Genomic DNA, 22,931 nt, shown 5'->3' on the forward strand with positions numbered 1-22,931 from the left:
GGAACGGACGCTTCCTTTGTACTCACCCGAGAGACTCTCTCAGGCTTTCCTCCGGGCGCTTCCCTTCGGTCTTGCGTTTCCGACTCTATCAGATCCTTTTCTCGATCCGATTCCCTGTCGGCGGGATTGTCTTTGACCTTTGGGCTTTCGCCTGTCGGCCTTTCGACATTCACTACGTTAGCCGATTCCCTCCGCAACTCATAATCGAGTGGCACCGCGTTGGAATTCAGGCATGCAGGCATGCCGAATTCGCTCCCGCTGAGGGGCGTCGTAGGTAGTGGGTTGGCCGCTTCCGGCTGCTGGCGATTGCCGTACCCGGTTCAAGCGGCTCGGGCTACGTTACGCCCCGGCCAACAGCGAGTCAACTTCGGCGGCGCCTGGGGACATGGGCCCGGTATGGGCTCACCGTGGGGTCGTCGGCGACCCAGTATCGCCAGGGGTGGACCCCTCCATCGCCGGAGACTCCGGTCCGCGGACCGCTGCGCACCTGGTCGGGCGGGACCGGGGTGCCGGTCAGGATCCTCAGCGGGGTCTCACCCGTGGCGCAGGCGTCGGTGCCGTCGAGGGTTCGGTCCACGTCGAGGGCGGTGGCCAGGCGGGCGGGTCCTTTGGCCAGTTCCTTGTCATTTCGGGCCGAGAGTCGACGTTTGCGGGCCGAGTCGGCGCCCTCGACGATCTCGCCGGCGCGGAGCAGCACAGCGCTCGCCGCGCCGTCGGGGCCGCAGACGAGGTTCATGCAGTGCCACATGCCGTAGGTGAAGTAGACGTACACATGTCCGGGCGGACCGAACATCACGCCGTTGCGGGCCGTGGGGCCGCGATAGGCGTGCGAGCCGGGGTCGTTCGGGCCGTCGTATGCCTCGACCTCCGTGAGGCGCAGGGTGATCGGACCGTCGGGGGTCGTACGGACGAGGAGACGGCCGAGCAGGTCCTGGGCCACCTCCAGGACAGGGCGGTCGAAGAAGGTCCTGGGCAGGGGCGTACGGTCGGGGGTCGCGATCATGGCCTCCGAGCGTAATGCAGACGTACAGGTGCGTCGGGGTGGTCAGCGGGCATCCGGCTTGCCAGGGTGTGGGGCGCGGAACCGGTCACGCCGGGATCGCGTTTGTAGGGATCGAGGGATCCCGTAAGAAGAAGGTCGTAGAGGGAGAGACATGGCGTTCAAGAAGCTGCTCGCGAGTCTGGGGGCCGGCGGGGCTTCGGTCGAGACGGTGCTGACCGAGGTCAACGTCGTTCCGGGCGGTGTCGTCCAGGGTGAGGTGCGGATCCAGGGTGGATCCGTCAACCAGCAGATCGAGGGGCTGTCGGTCGGGCTTCAGGCAAAGGTCGAGGTCGAGAGCGGCGACCAGGAGTACAAGCAGGACATCGAGTTCACGAAGCTGCGGCTCGGGGGCGCCTTCGAGCTCCAGGCAGGTGCCGTGCACGCGGTGCCGTTCGGTCTCGAGATCCCGTGGGAGACGCCGGTCACCACGATCGACGGCCAGACGCTGCGTGGCATGAACATCGGTGTCACCACCGAGCTGGAGATCGCCCGCGCCGTGGACTCCGGCGACCTGGACCCGATCAACGTGCACCCGCTGCCGGCGCAGAAGGCGATCCTGGACGCCTTCATCCAGCTGGGCTTCCGCTTCAAGAACGCGGACCTGGAGCGCGGGCACATCCGCGGTACGCGGCAGAAGCTGCCGTTCTACCAGGAGATCGAGTTCTTCCCGCCGTCGCAGTACCGCGGACTGAACCAGGTCGAGCTGAGCTTCGTGGCCGACGAGCACACGATGGACGTCGTACTGGAGATGGACAAGAAGCCCGGGCTGTTCAGCGAGGGCAGCGACACCTTCCGCTCGTTCCAGGTGGGTCTGAACGACTACCAGGGGACCGACTGGGCGGCGTACCTCAACCAGTGGCTGTCGGAGGTCGGCAGCAAGCGCAACTGGTTCTGAGACACAGAGAGGGCCCGGAGTGCCGTACGGCGTTCCGGGCCCTCTGTGCGTGCTCGCGCGGGGCTCGGAGGTCGTAGGCTCCGAAGGGAGTGCCTTTCCGATCAATCAGGAGGTGTCGAGGTGACCGAGCCGAAGAGGCGGCCGCTGCCCCACGATTTCCATCCGCCGGTGCCGTCGTTCACGGTCACGAGCGAGGATGTGCAGGAGGGGGCGACGCTCAAGGACGCCCAGGTCCACGCGGCGGGGAACACCTCGCCGCAGCTGCGGTGGGAGGGTTTCCCGTCCGGGACCAAGAGTTTCGCCGTGACCTGCTACGACCCCGACGCCCCGACGGGCAGCGGATTCTGGCACTGGGTCCTGTTCGACATTCCGGTCTCGGTGACCGCGCTGCCGGCGGGTGCGGGCAGCGGCAAGTTCGAAGGGCTGCCGGAGGGTGCCGTGCAGGCGCGCAACGACTACGGCAGCAAGGACTTCGGCGGGGCCGCGCCACCGCCGGGGGACGGGTCGCACCGGTACGTCTTCACGGTGTACGCGGTGGATCAGGAGAAGCTCGGTCCGGACGCCGATGCCTCGCCCGCTGCCGTGGGCTTCAACCTGCGGTTCCACACGCTCGCCCGCGCCCAGTTGATCGGGGAGTACGAAGTCCCCGCGGAGTGATGAGTCAGCTCATCGTTCATTGAACGTTTGCCCGCCTCTGGTCTTGGAAGTGATCAGAGGCGGGCATTTTGTTGCCGGGGGTCGCGGGGGACACCTCCCGTGGAGCAGCAGATATTGCGTTGTCCATCTCGGCGTGCCCGGCCAGAGTTGATCCCAGTCCGCCAGGGGGTGGGCCGGTGCACACAGGAGGTGGGCTGGTATGCGGGACACGCTGGTACTGAACGCGAGCTTCGAGCCGCTGTCGACGGTGACGTTGAACCGAGCCGTCGTTCTGGTGCTTCAGGACAAGGCCGTCGTCGAGCAGGCCCACCCCGAACTGCGCATGCGCGGAGCCGAGGTCGACATCCCGGCGCCTCGGGTGATCAGGCTGTGCAGGTACGTACGGGTGCCCTTCCGAAGACAAGCTCCGTGGTCGAGGCGGGGTGTGCTGATAAGGGACCGGCACCGTTGCGCGTACTGCGGTCGCCGGGCGACGACCGTGGACCACGTGGTGCCGCGGGCGCAGGGAGGTCAGGACGTGTGGCTGAACACGGTCGCCTCGTGCGCGGAGGACAATCACCGTAAGGCCGACCGGACTCCGGAGCAGGCGGACATGCCGTTGCTGCGGCAGCCGTTCGAGCCGACGCCCGCGGACGCGATGCTGCTGGCTCTGGGGCAGGACGACCTGGCCGGGCTGCCGGAGTGGCTGACCCTGGACGCGGCGTAGCCCGTATCGCCGCACGACCGGGGCCCACCTTCCGAGAGGAGGTGGGCCCCGGTCGTGTGCGGGTCAGCGGTCAGCGGGGCGGCGGGTCAGTCGATCGACGGCTTCTCGCGGCGTTCCGTGCCGCCGCCGTTGCCGTCGCCGTTGCCGGAGTTGCCGCCCCCGGAATTGCCACCGAAGGGGCCGAAGTTGCCCATCGCGCCGGACAACCCCTTGAGAGCGTCGCCGATTTCGCTGGGGACGATCCAGAGCTTGTTGGCGTCACCTTCGGCGATCTTCGGAAGCATCTGGAGGTACTGGTAGGAGAGGAGCTTCTGGTCCGCGTCTCCGGCGTGGATGGCCTCGAAGACCGTGCGCACGGCCTGGGCCTCGCCCTCGGCACGCAGGGCGGCTGCCTTGGCCTCACCCTCGGCGCGCAGGATCTGGGACTGCTTCTCGCCCTCGGCGGTGAGGATCGCGGCTTGGCGCGTGCCTTCGGCGGTGAGGATCGCGGCGCGCTTGTCACGGTCGGCGCGCATCTGCTTCTCCATCGAGTCCTGGATGGAGGTCGGGGGCTCGATGGCCTTCAGTTCCACGCGGTTGACGCGGATGCCCCACTTGCCGGTCGCCTCGTCGAGGACTCCGCGCAGCGCCGCGTTGATCTCCTCGCGTGAGGTCAGGGTCCGCTCGAGGTCCATGCCGCCGATGATGTTGCGGAGTGTGGTGACGGTGAGCTGCTCGATCGCCTGGATGTAGCTGGCGACTTCGTAGGTCGCGGCCCGTGCGTCGGTCACCTGGTAGTAGATGACCGTGTCGATGTTCACGACCAGGTTGTCCTGGGTGATCACCGGCTGCGGCGGGAACGGCACGACCTGTTCGCGCAGGTCGATGCGGTTGCGGATGGTGTCTATGAACGGGACCACGATGTTGAGGCCCGCGTTGAGTGTCCGCGTGTAGCGGCCGAACCGCTCCACGATCGCGGCACTCGCCTGCGGGATGACCTGGATCGTCTTGATCAGGGCGATGAAGACCAACACCACCAGAATGACCAGGACGATGATGACCGGTTCCATCGCGGATCCCCGTACCTTTCTCCGCCTCGGCGCTTTCGGAAGATCTTATGCCTGTTGAAGATCTTGCTGGTCGAGTGTGACAGACCGTCGTACGGCTCGGGAGGTGTTCTGTTCACTTGCGTGGTGCGGGAGTTGTACAAGGTCAGATGACGATCGCCGTGGCCCCCTCGATGTCCACGACGTCGACTTCCTGTCCCACGTCGTAGGCGCGACCGGTGTCGAGCGCGCGGGCCGACCAGATCTCTCCGGCGAGTTTGATACGACCGCCCGAGGCGTCGACCCGCTCCAGCACGACAGCCTGTTTTCCCTTCAACGCGTCGATGCCGGTGGCGAGTTGGGGACGCTGTTTGCTGTGGCGGGTCGCGATCGGGCGTACGACGGCGATCAGGGCGACGGAGACGACGATGAAGACGAGCACCTGGGCGACGGCTCCGAAGCCGAGGCCTGCCGCGACGGCGGCGGCCACCGCGCCGACCGCGAGCATGCCGAACTCGGGCATTGCGGTCACCACGAGGGGGATACCGAGCGCTGCCGCGCCGACGAGCCACCACACCCACGCGTCGATGTCGTTCACACCGTCATGGTAGGGCCGCATGTCCCGCCGGGGACAGGGCGCACAGGGAGCGGTCAGGCCATCGGGAGGCCCTGTGCCGTCCAGCGGTCGCCGACCTGTTCCACGACGAGCGGGAGGCCGAAGCAGAGGGAGAGGTTGCGGGAGGTGAGCTCGAGCTCGACGGGACCGGCGGCGAGGACCTTGCCCTGGCGGATCATGAGGACGTGGGTGAAGCCGGGGGCGATCTCCTCGACGTGGTGGGTCACCATGATCATCGAGGGGGCGATGGGGTCGCGGGCGAGGCGGCCGAGGCGGCGTACCAGGTCTTCGCGGCCGCCGAGGTCCAGGCCGGCGGCGGGCTCGTCCAGGAGCAGCAGCTCGGGGTCGGTCATCAGGGCGCGCGCGATGAGGGTGCGCTTGCGCTCGCCCTCGGAGAGGGTGCCGAACTTCCGGTCGAGGTAGTCGCTCATGCCGAGGCGGTCGAGGAAGGCGCGGGCGCGCTGCTCGTCGACGTCCTCGTACTCCTCCTGCCAGCCGGCCGTCATGCCGTACGCGGCGGTCAGCACGGTCTGCAGGACGGTCTGGCGCTTGGGGAGCTTGTCCGCGAGGGCGATGCCGGCCATGCCGACGCGCGGGCGCAGCTCGAAGACGTCCGTGCCGGGCCTGCCGAGGGTCTCGCCGAGGATGGAGACGGTGCCCGCGCTGGGGAAGAGGTAGGTGGAGGCGATGTTCAGGAGGGTCGTCTTGCCGGCCCCGTTGGGACCGAGGATGACCCAGCGCTCGCCCTCCTTGACCGACCAGGAGACCTGGTCCACCAGAGCCCGGCCCTCACGGACCACGGATACGTCCTGAAGCTCCAGAACATCGCTCATGAGCGCGTTGTCTCCCCTTGCAGTGTGGCCGGTCGCTTGTCGCGGGCGCCTGTGGCTCGGACCGCCGCGCATGGCTGGGCGCGGCCTCTGCGGGAAAATCTACGCCACCGGTCGGGCGGCCCGTTCCATCGGTCCGGTCCTTAGGGTGGGGCCATGCTCTCGGAACCGCGCTCTGGTCGCCTCGCCGCTTGGGGAAATGCCCTGTTGGCCGGATTTGTATCGCCGGACGACGCTGTACTCGCCGTCGTCGGTGAGGACGCCGTGCACCGGGTGGAGGGGTTGCCCGGCGAGGCGGCGCCCGTCGGACTCACGCTCGCATGGGGGCGGCTGCGGGTGCTCGGGGTGAGCGGGCTGCGGGTGGCGCTCCCCGCGCCGGGGCATCCGTTGGGACTCAGCGGACCGCCGGAGTTCAACAAGCGGGCGCTGGAGGCGGAGGAAGCGGTGGTCTGTCACGGCGCCGGGTACGGGCTGGTGCCAGAGGTGTACGAGGCCGGGCCCGACGGTGATGCGCATGTCGAGGTCGTGTGGCACTGCCTGCCGGTGCGGGAGGCTCCGCCGGCCGATGTGCCGTCGCTGGGCGAGGCGGAGCGGGAGCTGGCGGAAGCGCTGCGGGACGCCACGGCGGTGCTGTCGCGGCTGGACCTGGCGGGGTCGGGGCCGGTGGCGGAGGCGGCGATCGACGCGTACCGGGCTCGGGCCGAGCAGGGGCGGGAGGTCTTGGCGCCCGGGTATCCGCCTCGGGCGGTGCGGGTGCTGGAACTGGCACAGCGGGTGGGACTGCTGGTGGCCCTCGCTCAGCAGAACGGGCCGGGCGGTGCGGTCAGCTCGGCGGAGATGGCGGTGCGCGCGGAGGCGTTGCGGCCTGTGGAGCGGACGGCTCGGCGGGCTCTGGTCGCCGCGTACAACTCCGTTGTGGAGGAGCGGGAGCGGGGGGTGCGGTGAGCGTGGCTTCGTCGGTGGCGTCCGTCGGCGTGGGCGTCACCCGGGGACTTTGCCCCCGGAGCCCCGTCGGCCCTGAAGAGGGCCGCGTCCTCGAGCGCCGGACGGGCCGATCGTGCCGACCGGCGTGGAAAGGGCCCGGCATGCAGAAGAGCCCACGCGTCGTCGGTGACGGGTGGGCCCCTCTGTGGTGCGGCTACGAACTCAGTCGTTGAAGCAGGTGTTGCCGAACGCCGGGTTCAGCAGGCCGCCCCCGTTGATCGTGTTGCCGCAGAGGTTGATCGGGATGTGCAGCGGCACCTGGACGAGGTTGCCCGAGATGACGCCCGGCGACTTCACGGCCGCGCCCTCGGCACCCGCGTCGGCGACGGCGGCGCCGGCCGAGGCGCCCGCGGCGATACCCGCGACGGTGAGGGCGACAGCGGCCTTCTTGGCGATGTTCATGGAAAGCGTTCCTCCTGGGTTGCGTGTCCGACCCGGCCGCGGGTCGTGCGCTGCCCAACGCGGCAGTGCCCGGTGACGGTGCGGCGTCTGCCGGGAAGACACCTCGTTCGGATCATTGGAGCGACAAACAGACCGGCCTCCCCCGGTGGGGGCCGGGGGAGGCCGGAGGTCACTGCGGGTGCGAACCGGACCTCAGTGGTTGAGGCCCAGGTTGCCGAAGGCGGGGTTCAGCGCGCCGATGACGTTCACGCTGTTGCCGACGACGTTGACCGGGACGTGCACCGGGGCCTGGACGAGGTTGCCCGAGACGACGCCCGGCGAGCCCTTGGCCTCGCCGAGGGCGGCGGCACCGTCGGCGGCGGAGGCCATGCCGGCACCGGCGGCCATCAGGCCACCGGCCACCATCGTCACGGCCGCTGCCTTCTTCAGGTTCTTCACTTCTGAGCCCTCCTAGCGATCGCCGCGGCAGTCGCCGCGGCACGCACTGGAGAACGGCGGAGCGCCACGAAGGATGCGCCATCCGGGGGACATTCCCACGACGGTATGAATCTCGGATCGGAAGTCGACCTTCCGCGTGGCGCCGCCGGAGCGCCCCGCGACGCTCCGGGTGGTGCGCCGGAGCGTGTTTCAGCGGGTCGCGCCGTGGCGTACGGCCCACAGCGCGGCCTGGGTGCGGTCCGACAGGTCGAGCTTCATCAGGATGTTCGAGACGTGCGTCTTGACGGTCTTCTCGGACAGCACCAGGGCTCGGGCGATCTCGCGGTTGGAACGGCCGTCCGCTATCAGGCCGAGCACCTCGCGCTCCCGTTCCGTGAGTGCGCCGCCTCTGCCCTGGCCCGAGTTGCCCTCGTCCTGGGAGAGGAGTGCGACGGCGACCTCCGGCTGGAGCAGGATGTGGCCGGCGTGCACGGAGCGGATGGCGCCGGCGAGGGCATCGGGGTCCACGTCCTTGTACACGTATCCGGCGGCGCCCGCGCGCAGGGCCGGGACCACCGTGCGCTGTTCGGTGAAGCTGGTGACGATCAGCACGCGCGCGGGGTTGTCCAGTTCACGGAGTCTGCGCAGGGCCTCGACGCCGTCCATGCCTGGCATCTTGACGTCCATCAGGACCACGTGGGGCTTCAACTCCTCGGCGAGGGCGACCCCTTCGGCGCCTTCGGCGGCCTCGCCGACGACCTCGATGTCGTCCTGCACCTCCAGGAAGGTGCGCAGGCCCCGGCGGACGACCTGGTGGTCGTCGACGAGCAGCACCTTGATTGCGTCAGCCACCGGGAGCCTCCATCTCGATCGTGGTGCCCTTGCCGGGCGCCGATTGCACCGTGAGCGTGCCACCGACCCCACTCGCCCGGTCCCGCATCGAGACCAGGCCGAGGTGGCGGCCGGCCCTGCGGACCGTCGTCGGGTCGAACCCGGCGCCGTCGTCCGTGACGCGCAGGACCGTGTCCGGGCCGCGTTTGCCGAGGGTCACCTCGACGCTCTGCGCCCCGGAGTGGCGCAGAGCGTTGTGCAGAGCCTCCTGGGCGACCCGCAGCAGGGCCTCCTCCTGGGCGGCGGGAAGTGCGCGGACACCGTGGCTGGTGAAGGTCACGCGCGCGGTGTGGGCGCGGTCGAGGACCTGGATCTGGGTGCGGAGGGTGGCCACGAGGCCGTCCTCGTCGAGAGCGGTGGGGCGCAACTCGACGACGGCGGCGCGCAGTTCGTCGGCGGCCTCCGCGGCGAGCGCGGCGACCTGTTGCAGTTCGTCCTTCGCGCGCGCGGGGTCGCGATCGACGAGGGCGGCGGCGGCCTGGGCCGTCAGGCGCAGGGAGAACAGCTTCTGGCTGACCGCGTCGTGCAGTTCGTGGGCCAGCCGGGAGCGTTCCTCGGCGATCGTCAGTTCGCGGCTGCGCTCGTACAGGCGGGCATTGGTGAGGGCTATCGCGGCGTGCTGGGCGAGGATCGAGAGCAGTTCCTCGTCGTCCTCGGTGAAGCCGCAGCCGCCGTGGGGCCTGGCGCAGTTCTTGTTCGCCAGGAACAGGGCGCCCAGGACCTCGTCTCCGTCCCGGACGGGCAGGCCGAGGAAGTCGGACATCTCGGGGTGGGCGGACGGCCAGCCCTCGAAGCGCGGGTCCTTGCGGACGTCGGCGAGGCGCTCGGGCCGGGCCTCCTGGAGCATCGCCGCCAGGATGCCGTGCTGGCGGGGCAGCGGGCCGATGGCCTTCCACTGCTTGTCGCTGACGCCGTCGACGACGAACTGGGCGAAGCCGCCGTGGTCGTCGGGGACGCCCAGTGCGGCGTACTGCGCGTCCAGCAGCTCGCGGGCGGAGGCGACGATCGTCTTGAGGACGTCACGGACCTCTAGGTGCCTGCTCATGGCCAGCAGCGCGGTGCTCACCGCGGCGAGGCCGGACCGGGGGCCTTGACTCATGCCCTCACGGTACCGGCGGGGTGTGACAGAGCGGATCGGACCTGTGACGGCCACGGACTGGGGCGGAAGACCTAGGTCCGAAGTCCCCGGTGGCGCGGCCCGGTGCGCAGGAACCGGGTGCGCGGGCGTACGACGAAGGGCCCCTGCGGCTTGCGTCCCGCGTCCGAGGCGGGGGCGGGCGCCCGTTCCTACGTTGGGATCACCGCCGAACGGAGGCGGATCGGACGAGGGGACGGTTGTCATGCCGGTAGCGATCATCACGGGAGCCTCGAAGGGGTTGGGGCGGGCGTTGGCCGAGGCGCTGGCCGAGCGGGGCTGGGATCTGGTGCTCGACGCCAGGACCGCGGAGCCGCTGAAGGAGACGGCTGCGGCCGTGGGGTCGCGCGGGACCCGGGTCGAGGCCCGTGCGGGGGACGTCACGGACGCGGCGCACCGGGCCGGGCTGGTGGCGGCCGCCCGGCGGCTCGGGGGCTGCGACCTGGTGGTGAACAACGCGAGCGCGCTGGGCGCCGAGCCGCTGGTACGGCTGGCGGAGCTCCCCCTGGACGGGCTGCGGCGAGCGCTGGAGGTGAACGTCGTGGCGGCGCTGGGGCTCGTCCAGGAGGCGCTGCCGCTGCTGCGCGGGGGGCGGGCGGGCGCGGTGATCACCGTCAGCTCCGACGCGGCGGCCGAGGCGTACGAGACCTGGGGCGGCTACGGGGCGTCCAAGGCGGCCCTGGACCATCTCGCGGCGGTGTTCGCCGAGGAGGAGCCGGGGCTGCGGGTGTGGGCGGTGGACCCCGGGGACATGGCCACGGACCTGTACGCGGCGGCCGTACCGGACGACCATGATCCGCGGCCGGATCCGGCCGGGGTGGCGCCGGCCTTCCTTCGGCTGCTGGACGCGCGCCCGGCGAGCGGGCGGTACGCGGCCCGGTCGCTGCTGGAGGCACGGCGATGACGCTGGCCGTGGAGCGGGTGCCCGAGGAGCTGTCGGCGCGGGTGCCGGCCGAGCAACGCGGGCCGGGACGGGACCGGGACGACGTGCGGCTGCTGGTGTCGCGGGGGACGGAGGTGGCGCATCACGCGTTCCGGGAGCTGCCGGGGCTGCTGCGGGCCGGGGACCTGCTCGTGGTGAACACCTCGCCGACGCTGGCGGCGGCCGTGGACGGGCGGGTCGGGCACGCGCGCGTGGTGGCGCACTTCTCCACGCGCGGTGATGACGGGCGGTGGGCGGTCGAGCTGCGGGATCCGGACGGCAAGGGCACCACACGCGCGCGTGCGGGTGGGCCCGTGGGGACCGAGGTGCGGCTGGCGGGGGAGGTGCGGCTGGCGCTGGAGGAGCCGCTGAGTCCGGGGAGCGGGCGGTTGTGGTGGGCCCGGGTGTCTCCGGCCGGGGCGGTGCCGGGGCTGCTGCGGGAGTACGGGCGGCCCATCCGCTACTCCTATACGGAGCGGGATCAGCCGCTGTCCGTCTACCAGACGGTGTTCGCGCTGCCGTCGGCCGACGGGTCGGGCAGTGCGGAGATGCCGAGTGCGGCGCGGCCCTTCACCGCGGGGCTGGTGGCGGAGCTGGTCAGCCGGGGGGTGCAGTTCGCGCCGATCACGCTGCACACCGGGGTCGCCTCGGCGGAGGCGCACGAGCCGCCGTATCCGGAGCGGTTCGCGGTGCCCGAGGCGTCGGCGCGGCTGATCAACGCCGTGCGGAGCACCCGTGGGCGTCGGGCGGGCGGACGGGTGATCGCGGTGGGGACGACCGCCGTGCGGGCCGTGGAGTCGGCGGCCGGGGCGAACGGGGTCGTACGCGCGCGTGCGGGTTGGACGGATCTGGTGGTCACGCCCGCGCGTGGGGTGCGGGTGGTGGACGGGCTGCTGACCGGGCTGCACGAACCGGAGGCCTCGCATCTGCTGATGCTGGAGGCGGTGGCGGGACGGGCCGCGATCGGCCGTGGCTATGACGAGGCGCTGGACGGGCGCTACCTGTGGCACGAGTTCGGGGACGTGCACCTCCTCCTGCCGGAGGAGCACTGACGCTGAGCATTGCTCGGGCAACTATCAGTGAGAACGGGGCAGGACCCGTGTGAGCCCGCACATAGGGCGCGGATCACGTACTACGGGCAATAGGAATCAAAGGGGACGCGGTGAACGGGACAGATGGTTCTATCTGTCCCGATTTGCCCTTCCCTGATCCACTATCGAGGATCGTACGTCACACCTTTGCCTGGCCTTTTTGCGGCCGCTAAGAATGGCTCATGTCGCTCAGCGCCACGGGTTCTCCCCCGGCGCTCGTGCCGAAAGCACCCGCTGTCCGCCGTCGGACGAAGAGAGCGACCTCCGCGCTATTTCGAAGAGGTCCTTCCGCATGCCCAAGAACACTCACAAGATCGCGATCGCCGGTGCAGCCACGCTCGGTGCCGCCGCCCTCGCCTTCTCCGTGGTGCCGGCCGACGCGCAGACGACCACTACGGACGCCGTCTCCTCGGCCCGGGTCGCCTACAGCTCCGCGCCGGTGCAGGACGTCAAGGCCAACGTGACCGACCAGCTGGCCGCGACGAGCGTGAAGGTCGACGCCATCGAGGCGAAGAAGAAGGCCGCCGCGGCCGCCGCCGCCAAGAAGAAGGCGGCCGCCGAGGCCGCCGCGAAGGCCGCAGCCGCGAAGAAGAAGGCCGCAGCCGCGGCCGCCGCGAAGAAGGCCGCAGCCGCGCACAAGGCCAAGGAGGCCGCGAGCCGGTCCGCCAAGCGCGTCGCGGTCAAGAAGGTCGCCACCAAGAGCTACGCCAACAACCTCGACGGCTGGATCAAGCACTCGCTGGCCATCATGAAGTCCAAGGGCATCCCGGGCTCCTACAGCGGTCTGCACCGCAACATCATCCGGGAGTCCTCGGGCAACCCGAAGGCGATCAACAACTGGGACATCAACGCCATCAACGGCATCCCGTCCAAGGGCCTGCTCCAGGTGATCCCGCCGACCTTCGCCGCGTACCACGTCGCCGGGACGTCCTGGAACATCTACGACCCGGTCGCCAACATCACCGCCGCGGCGAACTACGCGGCCGACAAGTACGGCACGATCGACAACGTCGACAGCGCGTACTGAGCGACCTCCGCACGCCGATGGGCGGCACCCCTGGTACGGGGTGCCGCCCATCGGCGTACTACGACGGCGACTACTTGCGCATGACCTCGGGCTCGTGGCGGCGCAGGAAGCGGGCCACGAAGAAGCCGCAGATCACGCCGAGGACGATCAGCGCGGCCATGTCCAGGCCCCAGGCGCCGACGGTGTGCTCCCACAGCGGATCCGTCTCGCCTCCGTCCTTGGGCGGGCTGATCTTGTTGAAGTCCAGCGTGGCGCCCGCGGCGGCGACCGCCCAGCGCGAGGGCATCAGGTACGAGAACTCGTTGACGCCGACCGCGCCGTTCAGGGTGAAGAGGCAGCCGGTGAAGACGACCTGGATGATCGCGAACATGACCAGCAGCGGCATGGTCTTCTCGGCCGTCTTCACCAGCGACGAGATGACCAGGCCGAACATCATCGAGGTGAAGCCCAGCGCCATGATCGGGATCGAGAGCTCGAACATGGTGGCGGTGCCGAGGACCAGGCCCTCCTTCGGGATCTCACGGCTCGCGAAGCCGATCACGCCGACCATCAGTCCCTGGAGCAGGGTGACCACGCCGAGCACGAACACCTTGGACATCAGGTACGCGGAGCGGGACAGGCCGGTGGCGCGTTCCCGCTCGTAGATGACCCGTTCCTTGATGAGCTCGCGGACCGAGTTGGCGGCGCCCGCGAAGCAGGCCCCGACCGCGAGGATCAGCAGGACGGTGGTGGCCGTGCCGTTGGGGATGATCCGGCCGGTCTTCGGGTTGACCGGGTTGGGCAGCAGGCTGTTGCCGGAGTCGATGAGCAGGCTCACCGCGCCGAGGACGGCCGGCAGGATCACCGTCAGGGCCAGGAAGCCCTTGTCGGAGGCGATCACCGAGGCATAGCGGCGCACCAGCGTGACGAACTGGGACATCCAGCCCTGCGGCTTGGGCGGCTTCATCGCCTGCATCGGCGGCATCTGTACGGACTGCGGCGCGATGGCGTCGATGTCCGCGGCGTACATCTGGTAGTGCTGTGAGCCCCTCCAGCGGCCCGCCCAGTCGTAGTCGCGGTAGTTCTCGAAGGCGGAGAAGACATCGGCCCAGGTGTCGTAGCCGAAGAAGTTCAGCGCCTCCTCGGGCGGGCCGAAGTAGGCGACCGCACCGCCCGGCGCCATCACCAGCAGCTTGTCGCAGATCGCGAGTTCGGCCACCGAGTGCGTGACCACCAGGACCGTACGGCCGTCGTCGGCGAGGCCGCGCAGCAGCTGCATGACATCGCGGTCCATGCCCGGGTCGAGGCCGGAGGTCGGCTCGTCCAGGAAGATCAGCGACGGCTTGGTGAGCAGCTCCAGGGCCACCGAGACGCGCTTGCGCTGACCGCCGGAGAGGGAGGTGATCTTCTTCTCTTTGTGGACGTCCAGCTTGAGCTCGCGCAGCACCTCGTCGATGCGGGCGTCGCGCTCGGCGCCCGTGGTGTCGGCGGGGAAGCGGAGCTTGGCCGCGTACTTGAGAGCCCTCTTGACGGTCAGCTCCTTGTGCAGGATGTCGTCCTGCGGGACCAGACCGATGCGCTGACGCAGCTCGGCGAACTGCTTGTAGAGGTTCCGGTTGTCGTAGAGGACGTCACCCTGGTTGGCGGGCCGGTAGCCGGTGAGCGCCTTGAGCAGGGTCGACTTGCCGGAACCGGACGGTCCGATGACCGCGATCAGCGACTTCTCCGGGACACCGAAGGAGACGTCCTTGAGGATCTGCTTGCCGCCGTCGACCGTGACGGTCAGGTGGCGGGCCGAGAAGGAGACCTCACCGGTGTCGACGAACTCCTCGAGCCGGTCGCCCACGATCCGGAACGTCGAGTGGCCGACGCCGACGATGTCGGTGGGACCCAGCTGGACCGAGCCGCCCTTGGGAATCGGCTGGCCGTTGACGTAGGTGCCGTTGTGCGAGCCGAGGTCGCGGATCTCCATACGGCCGTCGGGCGTCGAGTGGAACTCGGCGTGGTGCCGCGAGACCTGGAGGTCGGAGACGACCAGCTCGTTCTCCAGGGCACGGCCGATGCGCATCACGCGGCCGAGGGAGAACTGGTGGAACGTGGTCGGGCTGCGGTCTCCGTAGACCGGCGGCGCCCCCGCGCCTCCACCGGGCACCTTCTGCACGTACGGCTCGCCCGGCCCCTGTTGCTGCGGGACGTTCGGCGCGCCCTGCTGCGGCGGCTGCCAGCCGGCCTGCGGCGGCTGCGGCTGCGGGGCCTGCTGGGCCCAGCCCGGATTCGCGGCCTGCGCGGCGTACGGCTGCTGTTGGGGTTGCGCGGCGGGCGCCTGCGCTCCCGAAAGATTCAGGCGCGGTCCGTCGGTCGCGTTGCCCAGGTGCAGAGCCGTGCCGGGACCGATGTCCAGCTGGTGGATCCGCTGCCCCTGCGCGAACGTGCCGTTGGTGCTCCCGTGGTCCTCGACGACCCAGCCGCGCCCGTTGAAGCTGACCGTGGCGTGACGCCAGGACACCCTGGCGTCGTCGAGGACGATGTCTCCCTGCGGATCACGTCCGAGGGTGTATTGCCTGGACGGATCGAGCGTCCAGGTGCGTCCGTTCAATTCCAGTACGAGTTCCGGCACTCCAGCCCCACTGAGTTGTCCCCCGAGTTAGCCCCATCAACGGGGAGTCTAGGGATGTCGAACATCGGGGGGAACTATTTCAGTAGCGGCCCCCTGACCGAAAGTCGGGCCTTGTGAAGAGCGTGCGCGAGCGTATCGGCCGTTCCCGTTGACGGGGTTGAAACCGGCCCGGAGAGTGGTAAAGCACGCGAGGGGGACGGAAGCGGCGATCTTCGCCGCCGCGCGCCGCGGATCGGGGGGTCTGCATGAGTGCCGGTACGGGTGTCGAAGGCAGTGGGAGCGCGGCGCGCGGCGGGGGCGTGCCGTGGACGGACGTGACGCTCGCCGCGATCGCCGCGGTGAGCTGGGCGTTGATCGGAATGGCGGGTACGGCCGCGCTGGGGCTGCACCTGCTGGAGGCGGACTCCGTCGGCTCGTTGGGCCCGATGACCGCCGCGGTGGTGGCCCTGGGCGCCGGGGGCTCGGTGACGCCGTCGGGCGACGTGTCCGCTTTCGGGCTCACCGGCGCGGAGGCGAACACCGCCATCGAGATCACGCCATTGGGGGTGAGCCTGGTCGGTGCGCTGCTCCTGTCGTGGTTCTTCCTGCGGTCCCTGCGCGGGGCAGGAGCGGTGATCGCCCCGGCCGAACTCCTCGCCCGCGTCGGCGCGGTGGTGGCGCTGTACGTGGCGATGCTCGGCGGACTGGTCTGGGCGGGGCACGACGTCATCACGCTCGACGGGGGCGCGCTGGGCCTTGACGACCTGCCCGGCGCGGGCGGCGGGGGCGGCGGCGGCCTGGAGATCCCCGGGCTCGGGGACGTCGGCGGGCTGCTGCCCGACCGGCTCGGCGACCTCGTCGACGCGAAGGCCGCGGTCGGCTTCACCGTCGACACGGCGCCCACGCTGCTCGGCGGTCTCGGCTGGTCGCTCGGCATCCTGCTGATCGCCCTGCTGGCCTCGCGCCGCACTCCGCTGCCACCCGGCTGGGAGGCGGTGCACCGCGCGGTGCGGCCGGCGGCGTCCGCCGTGGTGACCGTGCTGCTGGTGGCCGTGGCGGCCGGGTTCGCCGCGGCCGCGTACGCGGCGATCGGCGACGACCACCCCGAGCGGATCGCGGGAGCGGCGCTGCTCGGCGCGCCGAACGGGGTCTGGCTGGGCATCCCGATCGGCCTGTTCGTCCCCTGGGACGGGCGGGCGACGGGCGTGCTGACGAGCGTTCTCCCGGACCCGCTGGACGATCTGCTGGGCGCCGGCACCGAGCAGTCGGTGACGCTGGGCCGCCTCGCCGAGCTGGACGGACGGGTGTGGCTGCTCGGCGTGGCGGCGGCGCTGATGATGCTGCTGGCGGGGGTGCTGGCGGCTGTGCGGACGCCGGTGGGGTCGACGTCGAGGGGGTTCTTTCCGGGCTCGGGAGCGGGGGCCGGTTCGGGGGCGGGGGCAGGCTTCGGGGCGGGAGCACGCTCGGGGGCGGAGGCAGGCTTCGGGGCGGGAGCACGCTCGGGGGCGGAGGCAGGCTTCGGGGCGGGAGCACGCTCGGGGGCGGAGGCAGGCTTCGGGGCGGGAGCAGGTTCCGGGGGGCCCGGCGGGCGTGGGGTCGGTGTGGTCGGGTTCGCGGGGCGTTGCGCCGTGCGGCTGGGGGTGGCGACGGGCTTGGCGTTGCCGTTGATCGCCTGGCTGACGAGCGTGTCCGTGGACGCCTCGTTGTCCGTGCTGGGGTTCGACGCCTTCGGTGCCGGGATCGAGCTGCACGGGCACCTCGGCGCGGCGCTGCTGCTGGGTGCCCTGTGGGGCGCGGGGGCGGGAGCCGCCGGTGCGCTGCTGGCATGCGCCACGGGGGCCGCGGGGCGGCGGGCGGCGCCACTGGCACGGGATGACGTGGGGGGTGCTGCGGCAGGCGGCCCCGGCGCGGGCCGAGGGCCTTCGGGGCAGCCGGGTGACCCGGCGGGGCCGTACGCGCCGGGGACGCCCTCGTACCGGCCGCCGAATCCGGAGACCAATCCCTACCTGCGGGTCCCGGAAGAGTTGCGGGAGGGGCGGGGAGCACGCGAGGTGCAGGACGCGCGGCCGGAGGCCCGCGGCGACCGGTCCGGACCGTCGAGGCCGTACGAGAGCTCCCGGCGGGACGAGGCCGTGCCGGGCGGGCCACCCGGCGTCCCGCCGGACGGCGGGCGGCCGCCGGGACCGGACGACGTCTACGGCGCACCGACCGTGGTCCGGCCGACGGGGCCGCCTCCGCGCCCACCGCGGCGGCCCGATGGCCCGCGTCCCGGTGAGCGTACGCGGTCCGGGCCGGAGGAGGGTCCGCCGCCTCCTCCCCCACCGCCCCCTCCCCGCCCTCCGAGGGGGCCCAGGGGGCCCGGGGGGTCACGGTGAGGGGCGCGGTGAGGGGCGCGGTCGGGGACACCCGCGGTCGGCTGTCCAGGTGCGCGCCACCTCGCTGACATCCACTGTTACCCGTCCGTCAGGCGGACCTCGGCGGCGAGCGGCACTGGGTGCCGGATACGGTGGGTACACCATGAGCGCTTCGCAGACTTCGTCCTCCGACGTCCCCACGCTCCTTGTCAAGATCTTCGGCAAGGACAGGCCGGGCATCACGGCCGGCCTCTTCGACACCCTCGCCGCCTTCTCCGTCGACGTGGTCGACATCGAGCAGGTCGTCACCCGAGGCCGGATGGTGCTGTGCGCGCTCGTGACCGAGCCGCCCGCCGGTCTGGAGGGCGAGCTGCGGTCGACGGTCCACAGCTGGGCCGAGTCGAAGAAGATGCAGGCCGAGATCATCTCCGGCATCGGTGACAACCGGCCGCGCGGCCTCGGCCGGTCGCTGGTCACCGTGCTCGGGCATCCGCTCACCGCGGAGGCCACGGCGGCGGTCGCCGCGAAGATCACCAAGGCCGGCGGGAACATCGACCGTATCTTCCGGCTCGCCAAGTACCCCGTCACGGCCGTGGAGTTCGCCGTCTCCGGCGTGGAGACCGCGCCGCTGCGCACCGCCCTGGTCACGGACGCGGCGGCGCTGGGGGTGGACGTCGCGGTGGTCGACGCGGGCCTGTACCGGCGGGCCCAGCGGCTCGTGGTCATGGACGTCGACTCCACCCTGATCCAGGACGAGGTGATCGAGCTCTTCGCCGCGCACGCCGGCTGCGAGGACGAGGTCGCCTCGGTGACGGCGGCGGCGATGCGCGGTGAGCTCGACTTCGAGCAGTCGCTGCACGCGCGGGTGGCGCTGCTGGCGGGGCTGGACGTCTCGGTCGTGGACAAGGTGCGCGCCGAGGTGCGGCTGACGCCGGGTGCCCGCACACTGATCCGGACGCTGAAGCGGCTCGGGTACCAGGTGGGGGTCGTCTCCGGCGGCTTCACCCAGGTCACCGACGATCTTCAGGAACGGCTCGGGCTGGACTTCGCCCAGGCGAACACCCTGGAGATCGTCGACGGCAGGCTGACCGGCAGGGTCACCGGCGAGATCGTGGACCGGGCGGGCAAGGCGCGGCTGCTGCGCCGGTTCGCCGCGGAGGCGGGTGTGCCGCTCTCGCAGACCGTGGCGATCGGCGACGGCGCCAATGACCTCGACATGCTGAACGCGGCCGGTCTCGGCGTCGCCTTCAACGCCAAGCCGGTGGTGCGCGAGGCGGCGCACACGGCGGTGAACGTGCCGTTCCTGGACACGGTTCTGTATCTGCTCGGCATCACCCGCGAAGAGGTAGAGGCCGCCGAGACGCACGACGAGCAGTAGCCCCGCCCGGTCGTAGACGAGCAACAGCGCTGCGCGGTCGTGTCGGCACGTGCCCGGACACCTGGGCGCCCGGGCACGCGCCGACACGCGGCCGTACCGGCACACGCGGGCCTACGGCGTACGCGGATACGCAGACGCACGGACTCACGGACGCAATGGGCAGGGCCCGGCACCGCCGCGGTGCCGGGCCCCCTCACGTGACGGGGTGGGTTACTCGGCGGGCGCCCAGTACTCGCGCAGCGTGGCGGCGCCCGGTTCCAGGGACTTCCAGGAGCCGTCGAAGGAGACGACCGCGAAGGCCGCTGCCGGGAACCCACGGCGCTCCATCCGCTCGCCCGCGTCGCCGTCGGCCTGGCCGGACAGGATGTCGGCGAGCCCCTGGATGCCCGGGTTGTGGCCGATCAGGACGACGTCACGCACGTCGTCGGGGGTTTCGTTGAGCAGGGCGATCAGCTCACCGGGCGAGGCCTCGTAGATCCGCTCCTCGTAGACGGTTTTCGGCCGCTGCGGAAACTCCTGGACGGCGAGCTTCCATGTCTCACGGGTACGGGTCGCGGTGGAGCAGAGGGCCAGGTCGATGTGGATGCCGGTGTCGGCCAGTCTGCGTCCGGCGACGGCGGCGTCCTTACGGCCCCGCTCAGCGAGGGGACGCTCATGGTCGGTCACCGGCGGCCAGTCGGCTTTCGCATGGCGGAAGAGGACGATCCTGCGCTGTTCTGCGACGCTCATGAGTCCCAGCTTCGCATGAAACAGGCCATGGGGCGCAGGGAGTTGACACGCGGCTTCACCAGCGGTCCTGAGCACCGTCCTAGCGTGTGACCAGCTGGTGCACGCGCTCGACGAGATGGGTGATCGCCGGGTCGCCGGTGGCCGCGTGGGCGTCGGCGGGGTTCAGTATCAGCACGAGCAGGATGATGAAGGCGAGCGTCGGCAGGGCGAGGGCCCACCAGGGCAGCCGGGAGTCGGCGCCGCCCGAGGTGGCCGGGTGGGGCCGGGTGTGCGTGGGGGCCGGCATGGGTGCCTCCGCTGTCTTCGAGTGGTCCGTGGACCTTGGCAGGCGATCCGCGTCTCGCGGTCACCCCTCGAAGTTACGTAGTCGGCGGCCTCCAACCCATCCGGAGGTCCACCCACTTGACCCTGACCCTCACCCCCTAGGGGACGGGGGGTTAACCCCACCCCCGGCCCCGGGACGGGGTCGCGGCAGGGTCGTCACGGCCGGGCCGTCAGGGCGAGGCGATGGTCGCGATGACGGCGATGACGACGAAGATGGCGAGAAACGAGCCGAAGACGAGCAGCATCTTCTTCTGGCCGTTGCGCGGGTTCGGATCGAGCACTGGCATACGGCAAGTCTCGCACCTCGCGCCCGCTGCGGTCCTCCCGGGGTCAGCGGGCGGCTTCCTCCTCGACCGTGCGGTCACGGCCGGCCAGGACGCCCACGACCGTCTGCGGGACCATCAGGGCCGCCATGAGCGCGAGGGGCAGGCCCCAGCCGCCGCTGTGCTGGTAGAGCACCCCCACCAGCAGCGGGCCGGGGATGGAGATCAGGTAGCCGGTGCTCTGCGCGAACGCCGACAGCTGGGCCACCCCCGGGCCGGTCCTGGCGCGCATCCCGACCATCGTGAGGGCCAGCGGGAAGGCGCAGTTGGCGATGCCGAGCAGCAGGGCCCAGGCCCAGGCCCCGCCGGCCGGCGCGAGGTACAGGCCGGCGTATCCGACGAGGCCGCAGCCGCCGAGCGCGAGCACGATCGGGCCCTGGTGCGGCAGCCGGGTGGCGACGCGCGGGATGACGAAGGCCAGGGGCACGCCCATCGCCATCGTCACGGCGAGGAGCAGTCCGGCCGTGCTCGCGGGCACGCCGGCGTCCCGGAAGATCTGCGGCATCCAGCCCATGGTGATGTACGCGGCGGTGGCCTGGAGGCCGAAGAAGACGGCGAGCGCCCAGGCGGTGCGGCTGCGGGTGATACGCAGCGGGGCGGCCGACGGCCCCGGCACGCGCGCGTGAGGCCGGGGTATGCCCGCGTGGGCCTGCGGTATGTGCTCGCCGCCTTGCGGGGAGTGCTCGTCGCCCCGCCGGGCGGCCGGGAGGGCCTGCTGTACGCGCGCGGGGGATGGCGGGGCGGCCCGCGGATCCCGCTTCGGCTGTTCCCCCGCCGTGTCCGCGCCGCCGCCCGGTGTCGTCCCGCGGTCGCGCGCGAGCGGCAGCCACGGCAGGACGGCCGCCGCCGCCAGGCCCGCCCACAGCGCGAGCCCGGTCCGCCAACTGCCGCCCAGCGCCCCGGTAATGGGCACGGTGATCGCGGCGGCGGTGGAGGTGCCGAGGGCGAGGGCCATCGAGTACAGGCCGGTCATGGAGCCGACCCGGTCGGGGAAGTGGCGCTTGACGATGACCGGCATCAGGACGTTGCTGACGGCGATGCCCATGAGGGCGAGAGCACTGGCGGCGAGGAACCCGGCCGTGCCTCCCATGTAGGGGCGCAGCAGGAGTCCCGCCGTGATGGCGGCCATGCCGGCGCACACCACCGCGCCCGGCCCGAAGCGACGGGCCAGACGGGGTGCAGTGACGCCGAAGACGGCGAAGCAGAGCGGGGGTACGGAGGTGAGGAGCCCGGCCACGCTGCCGCTCATGCCGAGCCCGCCGCGGACCTCTTCGAGGAGGGCGCCGAGGCTCGTGATGGCGGGCCGGAGGTTGAGGGCGGCCAGCACGATGCCGACGACGAGCAGCCGTGTGCTCCGGTTCCACGCGCGCGTGGCCGTGCGCGGCGGCGCGCCCTCGGCCGAAGGGCGCGGGGGCGGGAATGTCGTCGTCCGGGTCTGCTCGCTCGCCATGCCGCCCATCATAGAATCATGGGATGATTGGTTGTCCATGCCCGGGTGCCCCTCGGACGCCCCGCCCGTGCGAAGGTGTGCCATGCCACTGAGCCATCCCCGCCGCTCGGCGCTGTCCGAGCAGGTCATCGCCGCGTTGCGCACCCAGATCACCTCGGGCGAGTGGCCGGTCGGCGCGCGCATCCCCACGGAACCCGAGCTGGTCGAGCAGCTGGGCGTAGCCCGCAACACGGTCCGCGAGGCCGTCCGCGCGCTCGCGCACAACGGGCTGCTGGACATCCGGCAGGGCTCGGGCACGTACGTCGTGGCGACCAGCGAGCTGGCGGGTGTGATGCACCGCCGTTTCGCCGATGCCGACCCGGGGCACATCGCCGAGCTGCGCTCCACGCTGGAGTCGAGCGCGGCGAAGCTGGCTGCCGGACGGCGCACGGAGAAGGACCTCAAGCAGCTGGAAGCGCTCCTCCTGCGGCGTGAGGAGGCATGGGGGTCGGGCGACGCCGAGGCGTTCGTGACGGCGGACGCGACCTTCCACCTGGCGGTGGTGGCGGCCTCCCACAACGACGTCATGACGGCGATGTACGCCGACCTCGGCGAGGTGCTGCGGGACTGGCTGCGCGAGGACGTCGGCGACGAGCTGACGCCGGAGACGTACATGGACCACACACGGCTGGTGGACGCGATCCGCGCGGGCGACGCGGAGGCCGCCGCCGTCGAGGCCGCCGGCTATCCGTTGCTGTGCCGGCCCGGACGGTTCACCGCTTCTGGTGGCTGATCCACGCCGAGCGGACCTCCTTCCAGCAGCGGCCGGTGAGCCGCACGGTCCGGGCGGGACCCACGTCGACGGGAGTGCCGTCGGTGTCGAGGTCCCACCAGCGGTCGCACTCGATGTGCAGGCGTACGCGGTCGGTGTCGGCGTAGGGGTTGTGGCAGTGGGCGACGACGCGCGAGCCGCGGACATCGGTGCGGCACTCCGCGCCGAACGGCTCCTGGGGTGCGGCGGTGGCCCGGCGGGCCGCCACGCGCGCGTGCGGCAGCGCGTCGTACGGCAGCGACAGGACGAGACAGACGGCGACGGTCACTGGGGCCAGGCTGCGAGACAGGCGCACAAGGGGACCTCCTCGGCCGTGCTGGGGAGGAAAGCGCGGTAAGGAACCCGCA

24 protein-coding genes are annotated in these 22,931 nt (G+C 71.3%); 10 read left to right on the forward strand and 14 right to left on the reverse strand.

Annotation, left to right across the window (positions count from 1 at the left end):
- Positions 1-361 precede the first annotated feature (361 nt).
- Positions 362-1,003 (reverse strand): DNA-3-methyladenine glycosylase, encoded by a 642-nt coding sequence (locus ACIPFH_RS31945; RefSeq protein WP_401831935.1) that lies wholly within the window; start codon positions 1,001-1,003, stop codon positions 362-364.
- A gap of 151 nt (positions 1,004-1,154) precedes the next feature.
- On the opposite strand from ACIPFH_RS31945, the gene ACIPFH_RS31950 reads away from it, so the two are divergent.
- From ACIPFH_RS31950 to ACIPFH_RS31960, 3 genes are all read left to right on the forward strand, one after another.
- Complete coding sequence (locus ACIPFH_RS31950; protein ID WP_359123722.1) at positions 1,155-1,937, forward strand: sporulation protein; 783 nt, start codon at positions 1,155-1,157, stop codon at positions 1,935-1,937.
- Positions 1,938-2,057: 120 nt separating this feature from the next.
- Positions 2,058-2,594: a YbhB/YbcL family Raf kinase inhibitor-like protein gene (locus ACIPFH_RS31955; protein ID WP_401831938.1), complete on the forward strand. Its 537-nt coding sequence runs from the start codon at positions 2,058-2,060 to the stop codon at positions 2,592-2,594.
- Between the two features lie 199 nt (positions 2,595-2,793).
- Complete coding sequence (locus ACIPFH_RS31960; RefSeq protein ID WP_401831941.1) at positions 2,794-3,300, forward strand: HNH endonuclease; 507 nt, start codon at positions 2,794-2,796, stop codon at positions 3,298-3,300.
- A gap of 86 nt (positions 3,301-3,386) precedes the next feature.
- On the opposite strand, the gene ACIPFH_RS31965 is transcribed toward ACIPFH_RS31960, so the two are convergent.
- The 3 genes from ACIPFH_RS31965 to ACIPFH_RS31975 all read right to left on the reverse strand — a co-directional run bounded on the left by ACIPFH_RS31965 (position 3,387) and on the right by ACIPFH_RS31975 (position 5,774).
- On the reverse strand, positions 3,387-4,349 hold the full coding sequence (locus ACIPFH_RS31965) for an SPFH domain-containing protein (protein ID WP_401831943.1): 963 nt from the start codon (positions 4,347-4,349) through the stop codon (positions 3,387-3,389).
- Positions 4,350-4,491: 142 nt separating this feature from the next.
- Positions 4,492-4,923, reverse strand: coding sequence for an NfeD family protein (locus ACIPFH_RS31970; protein WP_356250412.1), 432 nt, complete (start codon positions 4,921-4,923; stop codon positions 4,492-4,494).
- 53 nt (positions 4,924-4,976) lie between these two features.
- Positions 4,977-5,774, reverse strand: coding sequence for an ABC transporter ATP-binding protein (locus tag ACIPFH_RS31975; RefSeq protein ID WP_401831945.1), 798 nt, complete (start codon positions 5,772-5,774; stop codon positions 4,977-4,979).
- A gap of 153 nt (positions 5,775-5,927) precedes the next feature.
- On the opposite strand from ACIPFH_RS31975, the gene ACIPFH_RS31980 reads away from it, so the two are divergent.
- The gene (locus ACIPFH_RS31980) at positions 5,928-6,716 is read left to right on the forward strand and encodes a hypothetical protein (protein WP_401831947.1); all 789 of its coding nucleotides are present in this window, start codon (positions 5,928-5,930) and stop codon (positions 6,714-6,716) included.
- Positions 6,717-6,917: 201 nt separating this feature from the next.
- Here the strand turns inward: ACIPFH_RS31980 and ACIPFH_RS31985 are convergent, their stop codons facing one another.
- The 4 genes from ACIPFH_RS31985 to ACIPFH_RS32000 form a co-directional block, all read right to left on the reverse strand.
- Complete coding sequence (locus ACIPFH_RS31985) at positions 6,918-7,157, reverse strand: chaplin (protein WP_356250418.1); 240 nt, start codon at positions 7,155-7,157, stop codon at positions 6,918-6,920.
- 192 nt (positions 7,158-7,349) lie between these two features.
- Positions 7,350-7,595 carry a chaplin gene (locus tag ACIPFH_RS31990; protein WP_356250420.1) on the reverse strand — a complete coding sequence of 82 codons (246 nt, stop codon included), beginning with the start codon at positions 7,593-7,595 and terminating at the stop codon, positions 7,350-7,352.
- Between the two features lie 189 nt (positions 7,596-7,784).
- Positions 7,785-8,426: a response regulator gene (locus tag ACIPFH_RS31995; RefSeq protein ID WP_401831950.1), complete on the reverse strand. Its 642-nt coding sequence runs from the start codon at positions 8,424-8,426 to the stop codon at positions 7,785-7,787.
- Positions 8,419-9,564 (reverse strand): GAF domain-containing sensor histidine kinase, encoded by a 1,146-nt coding sequence (locus ACIPFH_RS32000; RefSeq protein WP_401831951.1) that lies wholly within the window; start codon positions 9,562-9,564, stop codon positions 8,419-8,421. The genes ACIPFH_RS31995 and ACIPFH_RS32000 overlap by 8 nt, the downstream gene beginning before the upstream one ends.
- A gap of 241 nt (positions 9,565-9,805) precedes the next feature.
- Between ACIPFH_RS32000 and ACIPFH_RS32005 the strand changes: the two genes are divergently transcribed.
- From ACIPFH_RS32005 to ACIPFH_RS32015, 3 genes are all read left to right on the forward strand, one after another.
- Entirely contained in the window at positions 9,806-10,504 is a 699-nt protein-coding gene (locus ACIPFH_RS32005) for an SDR family NAD(P)-dependent oxidoreductase (protein WP_401831952.1), read from the forward strand.
- Positions 10,501-11,574 (forward strand): S-adenosylmethionine:tRNA ribosyltransferase-isomerase, encoded by a 1,074-nt coding sequence (locus tag ACIPFH_RS32010; RefSeq protein ID WP_401831954.1) that lies wholly within the window; start codon positions 10,501-10,503, stop codon positions 11,572-11,574. Before ACIPFH_RS32005 ends, ACIPFH_RS32010 begins: the two co-directional genes overlap by 4 nt.
- 331 nt (positions 11,575-11,905) lie before the next feature.
- Positions 11,906-12,640, forward strand: coding sequence for a transglycosylase SLT domain-containing protein (locus tag ACIPFH_RS32015; RefSeq protein WP_356250430.1), 735 nt, complete (start codon positions 11,906-11,908; stop codon positions 12,638-12,640).
- Between the two features lie 70 nt (positions 12,641-12,710).
- Here the strand turns inward: ACIPFH_RS32015 and ACIPFH_RS32020 are convergent, their stop codons facing one another.
- A complete protein-coding gene (locus ACIPFH_RS32020; RefSeq protein ID WP_401831957.1) occupies positions 12,711-15,236 on the reverse strand; it encodes an FHA domain-containing protein in 2,526 nt (841 codons plus the stop codon).
- Between the two features lie 245 nt (positions 15,237-15,481).
- Here ACIPFH_RS32020 and ACIPFH_RS32025 point away from each other — a divergent pair, with 245 nt between their 5' ends.
- Both ACIPFH_RS32025 and serB read left to right on the forward strand, forming a co-directional pair.
- Positions 15,482-17,590, forward strand: a complete 2,109-nt coding sequence (locus ACIPFH_RS32025) for a streptophobe family protein (protein ID WP_401831960.1) — start codon at positions 15,482-15,484, stop codon at positions 17,588-17,590.
- A gap of 142 nt (positions 17,591-17,732) precedes the next feature.
- On the forward strand, positions 17,733-18,947 hold the full coding sequence (gene serB / locus ACIPFH_RS32030; RefSeq protein WP_401831962.1) for a phosphoserine phosphatase SerB: 1,215 nt from the start codon (positions 17,733-17,735) through the stop codon (positions 18,945-18,947).
- Positions 18,948-19,157: 210 nt separating this feature from the next.
- Here the strand turns inward: serB and ACIPFH_RS32035 are convergent, their stop codons facing one another.
- The 4 genes from ACIPFH_RS32035 to ACIPFH_RS32050 form a co-directional block, all read right to left on the reverse strand.
- Positions 19,158-19,676 (reverse strand): SixA phosphatase family protein, encoded by a 519-nt coding sequence (locus ACIPFH_RS32035; RefSeq protein WP_401831964.1) that lies wholly within the window; start codon positions 19,674-19,676, stop codon positions 19,158-19,160.
- Between the two features lie 79 nt (positions 19,677-19,755).
- A complete protein-coding gene (locus ACIPFH_RS32040; RefSeq protein ID WP_401831966.1) occupies positions 19,756-19,962 on the reverse strand; it encodes a hypothetical protein in 207 nt (68 codons plus the stop codon).
- 208 nt (positions 19,963-20,170) lie between these two features.
- Complete coding sequence (locus ACIPFH_RS32045) at positions 20,171-20,287, reverse strand: SGM_5486 family transporter-associated protein (protein ID WP_267926429.1); 117 nt, start codon at positions 20,285-20,287, stop codon at positions 20,171-20,173.
- A gap of 43 nt (positions 20,288-20,330) precedes the next feature.
- The gene (locus tag ACIPFH_RS32050; RefSeq protein WP_401831967.1) at positions 20,331-21,785 is read right to left on the reverse strand and encodes a CynX/NimT family MFS transporter; all 1,455 of its coding nucleotides are present in this window, start codon (positions 21,783-21,785) and stop codon (positions 20,331-20,333) included.
- Positions 21,786-21,855: 70 nt separating this feature from the next.
- On the opposite strand from ACIPFH_RS32050, the gene ACIPFH_RS32055 reads away from it, so the two are divergent.
- On the forward strand, positions 21,856-22,545 hold the full coding sequence (locus ACIPFH_RS32055) for a FadR/GntR family transcriptional regulator (protein ID WP_356250445.1): 690 nt from the start codon (positions 21,856-21,858) through the stop codon (positions 22,543-22,545).
- Here ACIPFH_RS32055 and ACIPFH_RS32060 read toward each other — a convergent pair.
- Positions 22,526-22,879 (reverse strand): hypothetical protein, encoded by a 354-nt coding sequence (locus tag ACIPFH_RS32060; RefSeq protein WP_401831969.1) that lies wholly within the window; start codon positions 22,877-22,879, stop codon positions 22,526-22,528. The two genes, ACIPFH_RS32055 and ACIPFH_RS32060, sit on opposite strands and share 20 nt — an antisense overlap.
- Between the last annotated feature and the right edge of the window lie 52 nt (positions 22,880-22,931).

This window comes from Streptomyces sp. NPDC088157 (genome assembly GCF_044741545.1).
Classification (GTDB): domain Bacteria; phylum Actinomycetota; class Actinomycetes; order Streptomycetales; family Streptomycetaceae; genus Streptomyces.